Source organism: Exiguobacterium profundum (genome assembly GCF_042652865.1).
Classification (GTDB): domain Bacteria; phylum Bacillota; class Bacilli; order Exiguobacteriales; family Exiguobacteriaceae; genus Exiguobacterium; species Exiguobacterium profundum.
Map to the genome: position 1 here is coordinate 14036 of NZ_JBHSHG010000005.1, position 16504 is coordinate 30539.

At 47.0% G+C, this 16504-nt stretch carries 22 protein-coding genes; all 22 read right to left on the reverse strand.

Annotated elements, in window-relative coordinates:
* Nucleotides 1–20: 20 nt before the first annotated feature.
* The gene (rpsH, locus tag ACFO4U_RS13635) at nt 21–419 is read right to left on the reverse strand and encodes a 30S ribosomal protein S8 (RefSeq protein WP_026824842.1); all 399 of its coding nucleotides are present in this window, start codon (nt 417–419) and stop codon (nt 21–23) included.
* A 31-nt stretch (nt 420–450) separates the two neighbouring features.
* Nucleotides 451–720 carry a 30S ribosomal protein S14 gene (gene rpsN / locus ACFO4U_RS13640; RefSeq protein ID WP_012727664.1) on the reverse strand — a complete coding sequence of 90 codons (270 nt, stop codon included), beginning with the start codon at nt 718–720 and terminating at the stop codon, nt 451–453.
* Nucleotides 721–740: 20 nt separating this feature from the next.
* Nucleotides 741–1280 (reverse strand): 50S ribosomal protein L5, encoded by a 540-nt coding sequence (rplE, locus tag ACFO4U_RS13645; protein WP_074035359.1) that lies wholly within the window; start codon nt 1278–1280, stop codon nt 741–743.
* A gap of 32 nt (nt 1281–1312) precedes the next feature.
* Nucleotides 1313–1621: a 50S ribosomal protein L24 gene (rplX, locus tag ACFO4U_RS13650; protein ID WP_012727666.1), complete on the reverse strand. Its 309-nt coding sequence runs from the start codon at nt 1619–1621 to the stop codon at nt 1313–1315.
* Nucleotides 1622–1657: 36 nt separating this feature from the next.
* Nucleotides 1658–2026 carry a 50S ribosomal protein L14 gene (gene rplN, locus ACFO4U_RS13655; RefSeq protein WP_012727667.1) on the reverse strand — a complete coding sequence of 123 codons (369 nt, stop codon included), beginning with the start codon at nt 2024–2026 and terminating at the stop codon, nt 1658–1660.
* A gap of 44 nt (nt 2027–2070) precedes the next feature.
* Complete coding sequence (rpsQ, locus tag ACFO4U_RS13660) at nt 2071–2331, reverse strand: 30S ribosomal protein S17 (protein ID WP_012727668.1); 261 nt, start codon at nt 2329–2331, stop codon at nt 2071–2073.
* 32 nt (nt 2332–2363) lie between these two features.
* On the reverse strand, nt 2364–2567 hold the full coding sequence (gene rpmC / locus ACFO4U_RS13665; protein WP_012727669.1) for a 50S ribosomal protein L29: 204 nt from the start codon (nt 2565–2567) through the stop codon (nt 2364–2366).
* Entirely contained in the window at nt 2554–2991 is a 438-nt protein-coding gene (gene rplP, locus ACFO4U_RS13670; protein ID WP_012727670.1) for a 50S ribosomal protein L16, read from the reverse strand. The genes rpmC and rplP overlap by 14 nt, the downstream gene beginning before the upstream one ends.
* Before the next feature lie 32 nt (nt 2992–3023).
* Nucleotides 3024–3683, reverse strand: a complete 660-nt coding sequence (rpsC, locus tag ACFO4U_RS13675; protein ID WP_012727671.1) for a 30S ribosomal protein S3 — start codon at nt 3681–3683, stop codon at nt 3024–3026.
* A 13-nt stretch (nt 3684–3696) separates the two neighbouring features.
* Nucleotides 3697–4029 carry a 50S ribosomal protein L22 gene (rplV, locus tag ACFO4U_RS13680; protein WP_012727672.1) on the reverse strand — a complete coding sequence of 111 codons (333 nt, stop codon included), beginning with the start codon at nt 4027–4029 and terminating at the stop codon, nt 3697–3699.
* 20 nt (nt 4030–4049) lie between these two features.
* A complete protein-coding gene (gene rpsS, locus ACFO4U_RS13685; protein ID WP_012727673.1) occupies nt 4050–4325 on the reverse strand; it encodes a 30S ribosomal protein S19 in 276 nt (91 codons plus the stop codon).
* Between the two features lie 66 nt (nt 4326–4391).
* On the reverse strand, nt 4392–5222 hold the full coding sequence (gene rplB, locus ACFO4U_RS13690; protein WP_012727674.1) for a 50S ribosomal protein L2: 831 nt from the start codon (nt 5220–5222) through the stop codon (nt 4392–4394).
* A gap of 34 nt (nt 5223–5256) precedes the next feature.
* Nucleotides 5257–5538, reverse strand: a complete 282-nt coding sequence (gene rplW, locus ACFO4U_RS13695) for a 50S ribosomal protein L23 (protein ID WP_012727675.1) — start codon at nt 5536–5538, stop codon at nt 5257–5259.
* Nucleotides 5538–6161: a 50S ribosomal protein L4 gene (rplD, locus tag ACFO4U_RS13700; RefSeq protein WP_012727676.1), complete on the reverse strand. Its 624-nt coding sequence runs from the start codon at nt 6159–6161 to the stop codon at nt 5538–5540. Before rplD ends, rplW begins: the two co-directional genes overlap by 1 nt.
* Before the next feature lie 28 nt (nt 6162–6189).
* Nucleotides 6190–6816, reverse strand: a complete 627-nt coding sequence (gene rplC, locus ACFO4U_RS13705) for a 50S ribosomal protein L3 (protein WP_012727677.1) — start codon at nt 6814–6816, stop codon at nt 6190–6192.
* Between the two features lie 61 nt (nt 6817–6877).
* A complete protein-coding gene (gene rpsJ / locus ACFO4U_RS13710; RefSeq protein ID WP_074032438.1) occupies nt 6878–7186 on the reverse strand; it encodes a 30S ribosomal protein S10 in 309 nt (102 codons plus the stop codon).
* Nucleotides 7187–7563: 377 nt separating this feature from the next.
* Nucleotides 7564–8073: a nucleotidyltransferase family protein gene (locus ACFO4U_RS13715; protein WP_214691672.1), complete on the reverse strand. Its 510-nt coding sequence runs from the start codon at nt 8071–8073 to the stop codon at nt 7564–7566.
* 108 nt (nt 8074–8181) lie between these two features.
* Entirely contained in the window at nt 8182–9369 is a 1188-nt protein-coding gene (tuf, locus tag ACFO4U_RS13720; RefSeq protein WP_078147868.1) for an elongation factor Tu, read from the reverse strand.
* Nucleotides 9370–9482: 113 nt separating this feature from the next.
* Nucleotides 9483–11561, reverse strand: coding sequence for an elongation factor G (gene fusA, locus ACFO4U_RS13725; protein WP_012727681.1), 2079 nt, complete (start codon nt 11559–11561; stop codon nt 9483–9485).
* Nucleotides 11562–11673: 112 nt separating this feature from the next.
* Complete coding sequence (gene rpsG, locus ACFO4U_RS13730; RefSeq protein ID WP_012727682.1) at nt 11674–12141, reverse strand: 30S ribosomal protein S7; 468 nt, start codon at nt 12139–12141, stop codon at nt 11674–11676.
* 48 nt (nt 12142–12189) lie between these two features.
* A complete protein-coding gene (rpsL, locus tag ACFO4U_RS13735) occupies nt 12190–12612 on the reverse strand; it encodes a 30S ribosomal protein S12 (protein WP_012727683.1) in 423 nt (140 codons plus the stop codon).
* A gap of 290 nt (nt 12613–12902) precedes the next feature.
* The gene (rpoC, locus tag ACFO4U_RS13740) at nt 12903–16502 is read right to left on the reverse strand and encodes a DNA-directed RNA polymerase subunit beta' (RefSeq protein WP_012727684.1); all 3600 of its coding nucleotides are present in this window, start codon (nt 16500–16502) and stop codon (nt 12903–12905) included.
* Nucleotides 16503–16504 lie beyond the last annotated feature (2 nt).

Here is a 16504-nt window from a genome sequence, read left to right on the forward strand (position 1 = left end):
GTTCTTGTTAGAAAAGTGACTTACCAGATGTAGGCGAGCACTTCGCCGCCGACTTGTTGTTGGCGAGCTTCTTTATCAGTCATAAGACCTTTAGATGTCGAAAGAACTGCGATCCCGAGTCCTCCGAGTACTTTAGGTACTTCATCAGCTTTTGCGTATACGCGAAGACCTGGTTTCGAAATACGTTTGAGACCAGTGATTACACGTTCGTTGCTTGCTCCATATTTAAGGAAAAGACGAAGTGTACCTTGTTTAGCGTCCTCGATATATTCAACATCGCGAATGAAACCTTCACGCTTAAGGATTTCAGCGATCTCACGTTTAATGTTCGAAGCTGGAAGCTCCATTTTTTCATGGCGAACCATGTTAGCGTTACGGATACGTGTAAGCATATCTGCAATAGGGTCTGTCATTACCATGCGATGTACCTCCTTTCACACTGTTAGTGGATTACCAGCTTGCTTTTTTAACACCAGGGATTTGACCTTTGTATGCAAGATCACGGAACTTGATACGGCTGATCCCGAATTTACCCATGTAACCATGCGGACGACCTGTGATGCTGCAACGGTTGTGCAAGCGTACAGGTGACGAGTTACGTGGCAATTTGCTGAGTCCGATATAATCGCCTTCAGCTTTCAACTTCGCACGCTTTTCAGCGTACTGGGCAACGAGTTTCTCGCGTTTAAGTTCGCGATTCACCATTGACTTTTTAGCCATGTTGTCGACCTCCCTCTAGATTATTTTTGGAATGGCATACCGAGAAGTGTGAGCAATTCACGTGCTTCTTCGTCTGTGTTTGCTGTTGTAACAACAACGATGTCCATACCGCGTACTTTAGATACTTTATCGTAATCGATCTCAGGGAAAATAAGTTGCTCTTTCACGCCAAGCGTGTAGTTACCGCGTCCGTCGAATGCTTTCTTCGATACACCGCGGAAGTCACGTACACGTGGAAGTGAAACAGTTACCAATTTGTCGAGGAAATCGTACATGCGCTCGCCACGAAGTGTAACCTTCGCACCGATTGGCATACCTTCACGAAGTTTGAAACCAGCGATTGATTTCTTCGCTTTCGTTACGAGTGGTTTTTGACCTGAAAGAATTGTTAATTCTTCAACTGCCATATCAAGTGCTTTCGAGTTCGAAACAGCGTCACCTACACCCATGTTGATGACAATCTTTTCGACTTTCGGTACTTGCATGACCGAGTCATAGTTGAATTTATCCATCATCGCTTTCACGATGTCGCTTTTATACTTCTCTTGCAAACGGTTCATAGTCGAATGGACCTCCTTTCGTCACGTTCTTCTTATTTATCGAGTGATTCGCCCGATTTCGCGACACGAACTTTTTTACCATCGACTACTTTGAAACCAACACGAGTTGGTTTGCCAGTTTTAGGGTCGAGTGGCATTACGTTCGAGACGTGAATTGGTGCTTCGATCTCAAGGATCCCGCCTTGTGGATTCGCTTGTGAAGGTTTCGCGTGTTTTTTCATCACGTTTACGCCTTCAACCACTACGCGGTTTTTGCTTGGCATAGCTTTGAGGATAACCCCTTGCTTGCCTTTATCTTTACCAGACATTACCTGGACTGTATCGCCTTTTTTAACATGCATCGTTTGCGCACCTCCTTATAGGATTGAAATTGGAAATTAAAGTACTTCCGGTGCCAACGAAACGATCTTCATGAATTCTTTTTCACGAAGTTCACGTGCAACTGGCCCGAAGATCCGTGTGCCGCGTGGGCTCTTGTCATCTTTGATAATGACTGCTGCGTTCTCATCGAAACGGATGTACGAACCATCTTTACGACGAGCGCCGCGTTTTGTACGAACGACAACTGCTCTGACAACGTCACCTTTTTTAACAACGCCACCTGGTGTTGCTTGTTTTACCGTTGCGACGATGATGTCACCGATGTTTGCAGTCTTACGACCAGAACCACCGAGGACTTTAATTGTCAACAGTTCACGCGCGCCAGAGTTGTCTGCTACTTTCAAGCGAGATTCTTGTTGAATCATGCGAGTGTACCTCCCTCCGGATGTTTAATAAATCCGAACTGTTATTAGATGATTACTGATTCTTCTACTACTGTTACAAGACGGAAACGTTTGTCTTTTGAAAGAGGACGTGTTTCCGCGATGCGAACGATATCGCCCACTTTAGCGACGTTGTTCTCATCGTGTGCTTTATATTTCTTCGTGTAGTTTACACGTTTGCCATAAAGTTTATGACGAACCTTTGTTTCTACTGCGACGACGATCGTTTTGTCCATTTTGTCAGACACGACGCGACCAGTGAACACTTTACGGTTGTTGCGTTCCATGAGTGTTACCTCCTCTCAAGAATCCGATGTAATTAGCCGTTGTTGATGCCGAGTTCGCGTTCACGAAGAATCGTTTTAGCACGCGCAATCGACTTGCGTACTTCACGGATACGAGCAGGATTCTCAAGCTGACCTGTAGCAAGTTGGAAGCGAAGGTTAAAGAGTTCTTCTTTCCACTCGCCCACTTTACCGTTGAGCTCTTCAGTTGTTGATTGACGGAGATCAGTTGCTTTCATTCGTATCACCACCATTTTCTTCACGTTTCACGAACTTACATTTTACTGGAAGTTTGTGCGATGCAAGACGAAGTGCCTCACGTGCCACTTCCTCAGATACACCTGCGATTTCGAACATTACTTTGCCAGGCTTAACTACAGCTACCCAGCCTTCTGGAGCACCTTTACCCGAACCCATTCGGACTTCGAGAGGCTTTTTAGTGTACGGCTTGTGTGGGAAGATCTTGATCCACACTTTACCACCACGTTTCATATAACGTGTCATTGCAATACGTGCTGATTCGATTTGACGGTTTGTAATCCAGCTCGCTTCGAGAGCTTGGAGACCGAACTCACCGAAGTGTACAGTTGTGCCGCGTTTAGCGTTCCCGCGCATTTTACCACGGTGTACACGACGATATTTCACGCGTTTAGGTAACAACATAGTGTGTTGCCTCCTTCCTGAAAGAGTGTTTATTATTCAGCGTTTTTCGCTGTGTTGTTTTTTGTTGGAAGAACTTCACCGTGGTATAACCAAACTTTTACGCCGATTTTACCGTAAGTTGTGTCAGCTTCAGCTGTTCCGTAGTCGATGTCGGCACGGAGTGTGTGAAGTGGAACTGTTCCTTCCGAGTACTTCTCTGAACGAGCGATATCAGCGCCACCAAGACGACCAGAAACTTCTGTTTTGATCCCTTTGATGCCAGTACGCATCGAACGTTGAATAGATTGTTTCATTGCACGACGGAATGATACGCGACCTTCCAATTGACGAGCAATGTTTTCTGCTACAAGCTTCGCAACAGCGTCAGCGTTTTTCACTTCAACAACGTTGATGTGAACGCGTTTTCCGTCAGCGATTTTTGTAATGTGTTTACGGAGTGATTCGATTTCAGAACCACCTTTACCGATTACCATACCTGGCTTCGCAGTGTGAAGCGAAATGTTCACGCGGTTTGCAGCGCGTTCGATTTCAACTTTAGAAACACTAGCATCCTTCATTTTGTTTTCGATGTATTCACGAATAACGAAGTCTTCATGAAGGAGATCAGCGTAGTCTTTCTCAGCGTACCAACGCGAATCCCAGTCTTTGATAACACCAACGCGAAGACCGTGCGGATTTACCTTTTGACCCACTACATATCCCTCCTTATTTCTCAGTTACCACGATGTGGATGTGGCTTGTGCGTTTGTTAATACGGCTTGCGCGACCCATCGCACGTGGGCGGAAGCGTTTGAGTGTTGGACCTTCGTTTACGTAAGCTTCTGTTACAACGAGGTTCTCAATGTTCATATCGTAGTTGTGCTCTGCGTTAGCAATCGCTGATTTTAATACTTTTTCAACGACTGGCGATGCTGCCTTGTTCGTGTGAGCAAGGACAGAGAGCGCTTCGCCGACTTGTTTCCCGCGAATTAAGTCTACAACGAGACGTGCTTTGCGAGGAGCAAGACGGACCATATTAGCTGATGCTTTAGCTTGCATGGATTTGACCTCCCCTCAAATTACCGTTTCGTTTTCTTGTCTGATCCGTGACCTTTGTACGTGCGTGTTGGAGCGAATTCACCAAGTTTGTGACCAACCATGTCTTCTGTCACGAATACTGGTACGTGTTTACGACCATCGTGCACACCGAACGTGTGACCCATGAATTCTGGGAAGATCGTCGAGCGACGTGACCAAGTTTTGATGACTTGCTTCTCACCAGATTCGTTGAGTTTGTCAACTTTAGCGAGTAAGTGGTGATCTGCGAATGGACCTTTTTTCAAGCTGCGACCCATGTTAGAACCTCCCTTTGGAATGATTCGGGAACGGCCCTTTCGAACCGCCCGAGAATCATGTAGTAATTATTTCTTACGGCGACGAAGGATGTACATGTCGCTCGATTTGTTTTTCTTACGAGTCTTAAGACCAAGAGCTGGTTTACCCCAAGGAGTAAGTGGGCCCGAACGACCGATTGGCGCACGACCTTCACCACCACCGTGTGGGTGATCAACCGGGTTCATTACAGAACCACGTACTGTTGGGCGTTTGCCTAACCAACGTGAACGTCCTGCTTTACCGATGTTTACGAGTTCGTGTTCTTCGTTACCAACTGAACCGATTGTCGCGCGGCAAGTGCCGAGGAACAAGCGTGATTCACCTGATTGAAGACGAACGATGACGTACTTGCCGTCACGTCCTTGGATTTGTGCCGATGCACCAGCCGCACGAACTAGCTGACCGCCTTTACCAGGCTTAAGCTCGATGTTGTGGATTGTTGTACCGACAGGGATGTTTACGAGTGGAAGAGCGTTCCCCACTTTGATATCCGCTTCAGGACCAGACATGATTTCCATGCCTACTTTGATGCCCTTAGGAGCGAGGATGTAACGTTTCTCACCATCTACATAGTTGATGAGTGCGATGTTTGCTGAACGGTTTGGATCGTATTCGATCGTTGCTACGCGTCCTGCAACGCCATCTTTGTTACGTTTGAAATCGATGATACGGTATTTACGCTTGTGACCGCCACCTTGGTGACGAACAGTCAAGCGACCTTGGTTGTTACGTCCGCCTTTTTTCGAAAGCTTTTCAGTTAACGATTTTTCAGGGCGATTCGTTGTGATCTCTGCAAAGTCGAGAGATGTCATGTTACGACGACCGTTAGTGGTCGGCTTAAACTTTTTGATTGCCATCGAGGATTCCCTCCTTTTCTTCTAAGGTAGTTAATTAACCGAGGAAGTCGATTGTGTTGCCTTCAGCAAGGGTTACGATCGCTTTTTTACGACGAGCTGTGTAACCAGAGTGACGACCGACACGTTTCGCTTTCGGTTTGTAGTTCATTGTGTTTACCGAAGCAACTTTCACGTTGAAGATTGTTTCGATAGCGTGTTTCACTTGCGATTTAGTCGCTTTTACGTCGATTTCGAAAACGTATTTGTTAGCTTCCATGAGGCTAACTGAACGCTCAGTGATGATCGGACGTTTGATGATATCGTATGCTTGAGCCATTATGCAAGCACCTCCTCTACCTTCGCAACCGCATCTTTAGTGAAGATGACTTTGTCGTTAGCAACGAGGTCAAGAACGTTTACGCCTGCTGCGTCGATCACAGTCACTCCTGGGATGTTACGAGCTGCGAGAGCGATAGTCTCATTGTAGTCCGCTGTGACTACAAGAGCCTTACGTTCTACTGATAAGCTGTTGAGTACAGCAGCCATATCTTTTGTTTTTGGTGCATCGAAAGCAAGGCCTTCGAGGACGATGATTTCGTTGTTTTGTACTTTCGACGAAAGAGCCGAGAGAAGTGCTAAACGACGAACCTTCTTAGGAAGTTTGTAAGAGTATGAACGTGGTGTTGGACCGAAGACTGTACCACCACCAACCCATTGTGGTGAGCGGATAGAACCTTGGCGCGCACGACCAGTTCCCTTTTGTTTCCATGGTTTACGGCCGCCACCGCGTACTTCCGAGCGACCTTTCGTATCGTGAGTACCTTGACGGCGTGATGCTTGTTGCATGACGATTGCGTCGTAAAGTACTGATTCGTTTGGCTCGATTCCGAAGATGGCTTCTGCCAATTCGATTTCGCCAACTTGTGAACCTGTTTGGTTAAGCAAAGCTACTTTAGGCATTCGTAATTCCTCCTTTCCGTGCAGTTAATTAGTTACCTTTGACCGCTGATTTGATGATGACGTTCGATTTACGAGCGCCTGGGATAGCACCTTTCACGAGGAGAAGGCCACGTTCCACATCAACTTTAACGACTTCAAGGTTTTGAATTGTTTTACGCTCTCCACCCATTTGACCAGGAAGAAGTTTCCCTTTAAATACGCGGTTAGGAGCGACAGGACCCATCGAACCAGGACGACGGTGGTAGCGCGAACCGTGAGCCATTGGTCCACGTGATTGTCCGTGACGCTTGATCGCACCTTGGAATCCTTTACCTTTCGATGTACCTGTTACGTCTACTAATTCACCTGCAGCGAAAATGTCTGCCTTAATCTCTTGACCGATTTCGTATCCTTCTACTGAAGTACGAACTTCTTTGATGAAGCGCTTAGGTGTCGCGTTTGCTTTCGCAGCGTGACCTTTTGATGGTTTGTTTTGACGTGATTCTTTGATGTCTCCGAAACCAAGTTGAACTGCTTCGTAACCGTCTGTGTCAACTGTTTTAAGTTGAAGAACGACGTTACCTTCTACAGCAACTACTGTTACTGGTACAACTTCGCCTGCTTCGTTGAAGATTTGAGTCATACCAAGTTTTGTTCCTAAGATTCCTTTAGCCATGAGATACACCTCCTGTTAATAATTAATTGTCTCTTCTGGCTAGTATCTACTATATGAAGAATTAAAGTTTGATTTCGATGTCTACACCTGATGGTAACTCGAGACGCATAAGCGAATCGACTGTTTTCGGTGTTGGGTTTACGATGTCGATCAAGCGTTTGTGTGTACGCATTTCGAACTGCTCACGAGCATCTTTGTACTTGTGAACCGCACGAAGAATCGTGTAAACCGATTTTTCAGTTGGGAGCGGGATTGGACCCGATACCTTTGCACCTGAACGCTTCGCAGTGTCAACGATCTTCTCAGCTGATTGATCGAGAACGCGATGGTCATATGCTTTTAAACGAATACGAATTTTTTCATTTGCCATGTTTGTTTCCCTCCTTTGTCGCCTACTTTAAAAATAGACAATTCTCCGCGGAAATTTCCACACCGGCCATGGCAATGCTGCCTGGCGTGTCATAACCTCCCGCTTCAACGCAGCGTGCTTGTGTCAGCAGAGGCATCCGATCATTGCAAATCAACGATTGGACCCGTTTTCTGCTGTAAAGTCTCTCACCACTCGCACAAACACTTAATCATTATATCTAATCTGGTCATGGAATGCAAGATTAGATTTTTGAAGTTGCTGGTTGTCTGATGAGTTGCTCAACGTTCCCTAATGTAACAAGATTCGCGAGCTTTTGCAAGCAAAAATTCATTCTTTTATTGAACTATTTTTCAAACGAACTCCCATGTCAACTCGACCTAGCGTTTCATCACCTCTCCAAAACGCTCTGTCACCCCTTCTATGACCGATTGTGGCGCTCGTTTTAAACAGTCTTGAACAATTCCTTCATTAACACTGTGCGTCTTGAAATAGCGGAGCAATGACGCTAATTTATCCTCTCGTCCGATGACCGTGTAAAGGACGACCCACTCTTCTAGGTGCATCCATTGTCCATCTGGTTCAATGAAAGGATGCGTATAGATTCCGTCGGTACACTTCATTCGGAAACTAGACATGACGTCCACATCTGTTCCCTCGAATATATACTCTCCAAAGTAGGTCGTTACGTATGCGTCGTGAGAATCTGATGGTTTCTTCTCCCCAGCACGACTAAGTACGCGATCGATTTTTTCAAACTGGTCCGGTTCAACAAAAACATCGATGTCATTCGTTACCTCGACGATGCCATGATGCTTTAACAGCTCAGAACCGCCAATGCGATACTCAATCCCATTCAAGCGACAAATAGTCTCTAGTTGCTTCAGCATGACGCCACTCCTTTCTCGTATGCCTCATCTTACCATGTTGTGATGGAAACACAAAAAAGCAGCCCGCATATTGCGGACTGCTTAATGTTGTTCAGTTGAATCAATCGATTACTCGATGATTTCTGTTACTGAACCAGCACCTACAGTACGGCCACCCTCACGGATAGAGAAACGTGTACCGTCTTCGATCGCGATTGTAGAAATCAATTCGATCGTCAACTCGATGTTGTCTCCTGGCATTACCATTTCAGTACCTTCTGGAAGGTGAACGATACCTGTTACGTCAGTTGTACGGAAGTAGAACTGCGGACGGTAGTTCGCGAAGAATGGCGTGTGACGGCCACCCTCTTCTTTAGAAAGAACGTAGATTGATGCTTTGAATTTAGAGTGTGGTGTGATTGAACCTGGCTTAGCAAGTACTTGTCCACGCTCGATGTCGTCACGTGATACACCACGGAGAAGTGCACCGATGTTGTCGCCAGCTTCAGCATAGTCAAGAAGCTTACGGAACATCTCTACACCAGTACATACAGTTTTCTTCGTTTCTTCTGTAAGACCAACGATTTCGATCTCGTCGTTGACGCGGAGAACACCACGCTCAACACGACCAGTCGCTACAGTACCACGACCAGTGATTGAGAATACGTCCTCAACAGGCATCATGAAGTCTTTTTCAGTGTCACGAACTGGTTCTGGGATGTACTCATCAACAGCGTTCATGAGTTCCATAACTTTTTCTTCCCACTGAGCTTCACCGTTAAGTGCGCCAAGTGCAGAACCTTTGATTACAGGGAGGTCGTCGCCTGGGAAGTCGTATTCAGAAAGAAGTTCACGGATTTCCATTTCAACGAGTTCGAGAAGCTCTTCGTCGTCTACCATGTCAACTTTGTTCATGAATACTACGATGTAAGGAACACCTACTTGACGTGAAAGAAGGATGTGCTCACGTGTTTGTGGCATTGGGCCATCTGTTGCAGATACAACGAGGATCGCGCCGTCCATTTGAGCAGCACCAGTGATCATGTTTTTAACATAGTCAGCGTGTCCTGGGCAGTCAACGTGTGCGTAGTGACGCTTGTCAGTTTCGTACTCGATGTGAGCTGTTGCGATTGTGATACCGCGCTCGCGCTCTTCTGGAGCACCATCGATTTGGTCGAACTTAGTAGCTGTTTTACCTTGTGCACGTGAAAGTACAGCAGAGATTGCTGCAGTCAAAGTTGTTTTACCGTGGTCAACGTGGCCAATTGTACCAACGTTAACGTGCGGCTTAGAACGGTCGAATTTTTCTTTACCCATTCTAGATTCCTCCTCTATTAAACGATTAGTTTTATTTAACTAGGAAGACGTAGGCTACTTTTAACATACGTCCTCCTTAGCTTACAACAATCAATCTAGCGATACAACCGTTATTAGCCGTTCGCTTTTTTGACGATTTCTTCAGCGATTGATTTCGGTACTTCTTCGTAGTGATCGAAGTGCATCGAGTACGTTCCGCGTCCTTGTGTACGTGAACGAAGTGATGTTGCGTAACCGAACATTTCTGAAAGTGGAATCATCGCTTTAACGACTTGTGCGTTACCGCGAGCTTCCATACCTTCTACGCGTCCACGGCGTGACGTGACGTCACCCATGATGTCACCCATGTATTCTTCTGGGATAACAACTTCAACACGCATCATTGGCTCAAGGATAACAGCTTTCGCTTGGTCCTTAAGTTGTTTAACCGCCATCGAAGCAGCAACTTTAAACGCCATCTCGTTCGAGTCAACATCGTGGTACGAACCGAATACGAGACGAGCTTTAACGTCTACTACTGGGTAACCAGCGAGGATACCGTTTTCGAGAGCTTCTTCAATCCCGTTTTGAACAGCAGGGACGTATTCACGTGGTACAACACCACCGACGATCTTGTTCTCGAACTCGAATCCAGCGCCTTCTTCGTTCGGCTCGAATTCTACGACAACGTGACCGTACTGACCGCGTCCACCAGACTGACGAACGAATTTCGAATCGATCTTCGCAGCGCCACGGATTGTTTCACGGTAAGCAACTTGTGGTGCACCAACGTTAGCTTCTACTTTGAATTCGCGACGCATACGGTCAACGAGGATGTCAAGGTGAAGCTCACCCATACCAGAGATGATCGTTTGACCAGTCTCAGGGTTTGTTTCAGTGCGGAATGTTGGATCTTCTTCTGCGAGTTTCGCAAGAGCTTGACCCATCTTATCTTGGTCTGCTTTCGATTTAGGCTCGATTGCAACCGAGATAACTGGTTCTGGGAACGTCATTGACTCGAGAACGATGTTATCTTTCTCAGAGCAAAGCGTGTCACCAGTAGTCGTGTCTTTGAAACCAACAGCAGCGGCGATGTCACCAGCGAATACCATTGGAATCTCTTCACGGCTGTTTGCGTGCATTTGAAGGATACGACCGAGACGCTCACGCTTCCCTTTAGTCGAGTTCTTCACGTATGATCCCGCTTCAGCTGTACCAGAGTACACGCGGAAGAACGTCAATTTACCGACGTAAGGGTCAGTCATAACTTTGAACGCAAGTGCTGAGAATGGAGCTTCGTCAGAAGGCTCACGTGTGATTTCTTCTTCTGTATCGAGGTTGATCCCTTTGATTGACTCTACATCAACTGGTGATGGGAGGTAATCAACAACGGCGTTAAGCATGAGCTGAACACCTTTGTTCTTGAAGGCAGAACCAACGAGTACAGGGTAGAATTCAACGCTAAGTGTCGCTTGACGGATTGCAGCTTTCAATTCATCGATTGAAATCTCTTCACCTTCAAGGTACTTCATCATCAACTCTTCGTTGAAGTCAGCAACACCTTCGATCAATTGACCGCGAAGTTCTTCAGCTTGGTCAGCCATGTCAGCTGGGAAGCCATCTGTTACTTCGATGTCAGTACCGAGGTCGTTGTTGTACATGTAAGTCTTCATTTCAACGAGATCGATGATCCCTTTGAAATCGTCCTCTGCTCCGATTGGGAGTTGGATCGCGTAAGCGTTCGCTTGAAGACGATCGTGGAGCGTCTTCACAGAGTACAAGAAGTCTGCGCCGATTTTATCCATCTTGTTGACGAATACGACACGTGGTACACCATATGTCGTCGCTTGACGCCATACAGTTTCTGTTTGTGGTTCTACACCTGACTGAGCGTCAAGTACAGCAACCGCACCATCAAGTACACGGAGTGAACGTTCAACTTCTACAGTGAAGTCTACGTGTCCAGGTGTATCGATGATGTTTACACGGTGGCCATTCCACTGTGCAGTTGTCGCAGCCGAAGTGATCGTGATTCCACGCTCTTGCTCCTGCTCCATCCAGTCCATTTGTGAAGCACCTTCGTGCGTTTCACCAATTTTATGGATACGACCTGTGTAATAAAGAATACGTTCAGTTGTTGTCGTTTTACCGGCATCGATGTGAGCCATGATCCCGATGTTACGAGTATTCTTTAGGGAGAATTCTCTTGCCATACTGGGTATTCTCCTTCCGCATGTTTGATTTTCGTGTGCGCGCACACGATATGATTATACCCGAAAGCCACTCCGTTAAGCCATGCTTGGCGGAGTGGACTTTACGATTAAATTACCAACGATAGTGAGCAAACGCTTTGTTAGCTTCTGCCATCTTATGCATGTCTTCGCGTTTCTTAACAGATGCACCAGTGTTGTTGGCTGCATCCATGATTTCGTTCGCGATACGTTGCTCCATCGTTTTTTCGTTGCGGAGACGAGCGTAGTTCACGAGGTAACGAAGACCAAGTGTTGTACGGCGCTCTGGACGAACTTCTACAGGAACTTGGTAGTTAGCTCCACCTACACGGCGTGCTTTAACTTCAAGTACAGGCATGATGTTGTTCATTGCTTCTTCGAACACTTCCATAGGCTCTTTGCCTGAGCGTTCAGCGATGATGCCAAATGCGTTGTAAATGATAGTTTGAGCTGTACCTTTTTTACCGTCTAACATGACACGGTTAATGAGGCGAGTTACCAATTTCGAGTTGTAGATCGGATCTGCGATAACGTCACGACGTTCTGCACGGTTTTTACGCATCCGAGTACCCTCCTTTCAAAATTTCAATTGTAGTTTAGTTTGCGAGAATTACTTCTTCGCAGCTTTCGGACGTTTCGTACCGTATTTAGAACGGCCTTGCATACGTCCATCAACACCTGCAGTGTCAAGCGCACCACGAACGATGTGGTAACGTACCCCTGGTAAGTCTTTTACACGTCCTCCACGGATAAGAACAACGCTGTGCTCTTGAAGGTTGTGGCCAATACCTGGGATGTACGCAGTCACTTCGATTTGGTTAGTCAAACGAACACGAGCATACTTACGAAGCGCCGAGTTCGGTTTCTTCGGAGTCATTGTACCAACACGTGTACAAACACCACGTTTTTGTGGTGAGCTCACGTTTGTTTGTGACTTGATGAAACTGTTGTAACCTTTGTTAAGTGCTGGAGAGTCAGATTTCACGACTTTCGATTTACGTCCTTTACGGACTAACTGGTTAATAGTAGGCATCTTTGAAGATCCTCCCTTCCTGAATGTTGCTATTTTCTAGTCCCACCGACCCGGGTGGTTCATTTAAGGTCATAACGAAACGTTTTTACGAGGCGTAGGCATTCCATGACCTCGCAAAAACGTGAGTTATACCTTGAAAGTGGCAATTGTAGCAGCCAAACCTTCCCGTAGAAAGTTCGGATGGACGTCCAAGTAGCTTGCCGACTGCTGGACATCGTTGTCATCGACAACAACCGATTGGCGGCACTAAATCATAGTAGCACCGCCAACCTGCGCTGTCAAGACGTATTTTACTCGACTGTTGTATCTTCGAGCGCAACTGGCGCCTCATCTTCTTTGAGTTCCACATCACGGTAGACGGCCATTCCAGTACCAGCTGGAACGAGTTTACCGATGATGACGTTCTCTTTGAGTCCGAGGAGATAGTCACGTTTCCCTTTGATTGCTGCATCTGTCAAGACGCGAGTCGTTTCTTGGAACGAAGCCGCTGAGAGGAACGAATCTGTCTCAAGTGAAGCTTTCGTGATTCCGAGAAGGACTGGTTTCGCAGTCGCTGGGTGTTTTCCATCACGAATCGCATCTTTACACGCTTCTTTGAAGACGCTGATGTCGACGAGTGATCCAGGGAGAAGTGGTGTGTCACCTGATTCGATAACTTTGACACGACGAAGCATTTGGCGAACCATGACCTCAACGTGCTTATCACCGATTTCTACCCCTTGCATCCGGTAAACTTTTTGAACTTCTTGGAGAAGATAGTTCTGAACACCAGATACACCACGGACGGCGAGCAATTCTTTCGGATCGATCGAACCTTCCGTGAAGACTTCACCGGCTTCTACTGTGTCGCCGATTTGAACGCGGAGACGCGCTCCGAATGGAATCGTGTATGAGCGAGTCTCACTGAATCCTTCGACCGTGAGTTCACGCTTGTCACGCGATTCTGTGAAGTCGATGACCGTACCAGAGATTTCCGAGATGACCGCTTGACCTTTCGGGTTACGGGCTTCGAATACCTCTTGGATACGTGGAAGACCTTGTGTGATATCGTCTCCGGCAACCCCACCTGTGTGGAAGGTACGCATTGTAAGCTGCGTTCCTGGCTCACCGATCGATTGTGCGGCAATGATACCGACGGCTTCCCCGACTTCAACATTTGATCCAGTTGCCAAGTTGCGTCCGTAACACTTCTTACATACGCCGTGTGACGTGTTACATGTGAAGGCTGTACGGATTTCAACTTTTTCAACACCCGCATCTACAATGATGCGCGCGATGTCTTCTGTGATCAATTCGTTCTTATCGATCAACACTTCGCCCGTTTCAGGGTGTGTGACCGTTTCAAACGATGTACGTCCGACGAGACGGTCGTACAAGCTTTCGATTTCTTCCGTACCTTCGCGGAGTGCAGAAACACGGATTCCGCGGTCTGTTCCACAATCCTCTTCACGGATGATGACATCTTGCGCTACGTCAACGAGACGACGCGTCAAGTAACCTGAATCGGCTGTCTTCAAGGCTGTATCGGCAAGACCTTTACGAGCCCCGTGAGTCGAGATGAAGTACTCTTGAACCGTCAGACCTTCACGGAATGACGATTTGATTGGAAGTTCGATGATGCGACCAGATGGAGCGGCCATCAAACCACGCATACCCGCAAGCTGCGTAAAGTTCGATGCGTTACCACGGGCACCTGAGTCAGACATCATGAAGATTGGGTTCAGGCGGTTGAGGGATTTCATCAATCGAGATTGAATTTCATCCTTCGCTTCGTTCCAAGCACGGACAACGCGCTCGTAACGCTCATCTTCAGTGATGAGACCACGACGGAACGACTTCATGATTTGGTCGACTTGTTTTTGTGCTTCATCAAGGATTTCCTGTTTATCCGGAAGTACGATGATATCGGCAATCCCAACCGTCACACCCGCTTTTGTCGAGTGCTTGAAGCCAAGATCTTTCATCCGGTCAAGCATGCGGCTTGTTTCCGTCGTTTCAAACTTCTGGAACACTTCCGCGATGACTTTTCCAAGGAACCCTTTTTTGAACGGGTCGATGATTGGACGTGATGCGATTTCTTCCGCAACGTTCGCCCCTTTGTCGATGAAGTACTTATCAGGCGTTGCTTCCTGTAAGTTTTCCATCGTCGGCTCGTTCAAGTATGGGAACGTATTTGGCAAGATTTCGTTGAAGATCATCTTACCAACTGTCGTAATGAGCAATTTCTCGTTCTGTTCGTCTGTGAACGTCGGGTTGTTGAGCGTACGTGCCGGAAGTGCCACACGCGAGTGCAAGTGGACATAACCGTTTTGGTAAGCAATCAACGCTTCGTTGACGTTCGAGAACACTTTCCCTTGACCGACGGCATCTTCACGTTCGAGTGAGATGTAGTAGTTACCGAGGACCATATCCTGCGATGGTGTAACAACTGGTTTTCCGTCTTTCGGGTTCAAGATGTTCTGCGCAGCGAGCATGAGAAGACGTGCTTCCGCTTGTGCTTCTGCAGAGAGCGGAACGTGGACGGCCATTTGGTCACCATCGAAGTCGGCGTTGTATGCCGTACATACGAGTGGGTGAAGGCGAATCGCACGACCTTCAACAAGAATCGGTTCGAATGCTTGAATACCAAGGCGGTGAAGTGTCGGGGCACGGTTCAAGAGGACCGGATGCTCACGAATGACTTCTTCAAGGACGCCCCAGATTTCAGGTTGCATCTTCTCGATTTTGCGTTTGGCGTTCTTGATGTTTGAAGCGATGCCGCGACCGACAAGCTCTTTCATCACGAACGGTTTGAAGAGTTCAAGCGCCATCTCTTTTGGAAGACCACACTGATACATCTTCAAGTTCGGACCTACGACGATAACCGAACGTCCTGAATAGTCGACCCGTTTACCGAGAAGGTTTTGACGGAAACGACCTTGTTTCCCTTTCAACATGTGTGAAAGTGATTTAAGCGGACGGTTACCAGGACCTGTTACCGGACGACCACGACGACCGTTGTCGATGAGGGCGTCAACCGCTTCTTGAAGCATACGCTTCTCGTTTTGCACGATGATGTTCGGCGCGCCGAGGTCGAGCAAACGTTTGAGACGGTTGTTCCGGTTGATGACTCGACGATACAAATCGTTCAAGTCAGATGTCGCAAAGCGTCCACCATCAAGCTGTACCATCGGGCGAAGCTCTGGTGGGATGACAGGAAGTACTTCAAGGATCATCCAGTCTGGATTGTTTCCTGAAGTGAAGAATGCATCGAGAACTTCCAAGCGCTTAATCGCACGTGTACGACGTTGACCTTGGACTGTTTTCAACTCTTCACGAAGCTCGCCTACTTCTTTTTCAAGATTAACGTCTTGAAGAAGTGTACGGATGGCTTCAGCACCCATGTCTGCTTTGAAGTCGCTACCGTATTTTTCACGATAGAGACGGAATTCTTTTTCCGAGAGAAGTTGTTTCTTCTCAAGCGGAGTATCACCTGGCTCTGTGACCACGTAAGATGCGAAGTAAATGACTTCTTCAAGCGCACGTGGTGACATGTCGAGAACAAGCCCCATGCGGCTTGGAATCCCTTTGAAGTACCAGATGTGCGAAACTGGTGCCGCGAGCTCGATATGGCCCATTCGCTCGCGACGCACTTTCGCTTTCGTCACTTCAACGCCACAGCGGTCACAAATGACTCCTTTATAACGGATACGTTTGTATTTCCCACAGTAACATTCCCAGTCTTTCGTAGGACCGAAGATTCGTTCACAGAATAATCCGTCCTTCTCTGGTTTAAGTGTACGATAGTTGATCGTTTCCGGCTTTTTGACTTCACCGTAAGACCACGAACGGATCTTCTCTGATGAAGCCAAGCCGATTTTCATATATTCAAATCGATTAACATCTACCAAGG

Excerpts from the sequence above, each read along its gene's own strand:
- rpsH (WP_026824842.1), bottom strand. The coding sequence starts at position 419 with ATGGTAATGACAGACCCTATTGCAGATATGCTTACACGTATCCGTAAC.
- rpsN (WP_012727664.1), bottom strand. The coding sequence starts at position 720 with ATGGCTAAAAAGTCAATGGTGAATCGCGAACTTAAACGCGAGAAACTC.
- rplE (WP_074035359.1), bottom strand. The coding sequence starts at position 1,280 with ATGAACCGTTTGCAAGAGAAGTATAAAAGCGACATCGTGAAAGCGATG.
- rplX (WP_012727666.1), bottom strand. The coding sequence starts at position 1,621 with ATGCATGTTAAAAAAGGCGATACAGTCCAGGTAATGTCTGGTAAAGAT.
- rplN (WP_012727667.1), bottom strand. The coding sequence starts at position 2,026 with ATGATTCAACAAGAATCTCGCTTGAAAGTAGCAGACAACTCTGGCGCG.
- rpsQ (WP_012727668.1), bottom strand. The coding sequence starts at position 2,331 with ATGGAACGCAACAACCGTAAAGTGTTCACTGGTCGCGTCGTGTCTGAC.
- rpmC (WP_012727669.1), bottom strand. The coding sequence starts at position 2,567 with ATGAAAGCAACTGATCTCCGTCAATCAACAACTGAAGAGCTCAACGGT.
- rplP (WP_012727670.1), bottom strand. The coding sequence starts at position 2,991 with ATGTTGTTACCTAAACGCGTGAAATATCGTCGTGTACACCGTGGTAAA.
- rplV (WP_012727672.1), bottom strand. The coding sequence starts at position 4,029 with ATGCAAGCTAAAGCATCAGCTAATATGGTCCGTCTTGCTCCTCGCAAA.
- rpsS (WP_012727673.1), bottom strand. The coding sequence starts at position 4,325 with ATGGGTCGCAGCTTGAAAAAAGGTCCATTCGCAGATCACCACTTACTC.
- rplB (WP_012727674.1), bottom strand. The coding sequence starts at position 5,222 with ATGGCAATCAAAAAGTTTAAGCCGACCACTAACGGTCGTCGTAACATG.
- rplW (WP_012727675.1), bottom strand. The coding sequence starts at position 5,538 with ATGGCTCAAGCATACGATATCATCAAACGTCCGATCATCACTGAGCGT.
- rplD (WP_012727676.1), bottom strand. The coding sequence starts at position 6,161 with ATGCCTAAAGTAGCTTTGCTTAACCAAACAGGTTCACAAGTTGGCGAA.
- rplC (WP_012727677.1), bottom strand. The coding sequence starts at position 6,816 with ATGGCTAAAGGAATCTTAGGAACAAAACTTGGTATGACTCAAATCTTC.
- rpsJ (WP_074032438.1), bottom strand. The coding sequence starts at position 7,186 with ATGGCAAATGAAAAAATTCGTATTCGTTTAAAAGCATATGACCATCGC.
- ACFO4U_RS13715 (WP_214691672.1), bottom strand. The coding sequence starts at position 8,073 with ATGCTGAAGCAACTAGAGACTATTTGTCGCTTGAATGGGATTGAGTAT.
- tuf (WP_078147868.1), bottom strand. The coding sequence starts at position 9,369 with ATGGGTAAAGAAAAATTCGACCGTTCTAAGCCGCACGTTAACGTTGGT.
- fusA (WP_012727681.1), bottom strand. The coding sequence starts at position 11,561 with ATGGCAAGAGAATTCTCCCTAAAGAATACTCGTAACATCGGGATCATG.
- rpsG (WP_012727682.1), bottom strand. The coding sequence starts at position 12,141 with ATGCGTAAAAACCGTGCAGAACGTCGTGACGTTATCGCAGATCCGATC.
- rpsL (WP_012727683.1), bottom strand. The coding sequence starts at position 12,612 with ATGCCTACTATTAACCAGTTAGTCCGTAAAGGACGTAAATCGAAAGTC.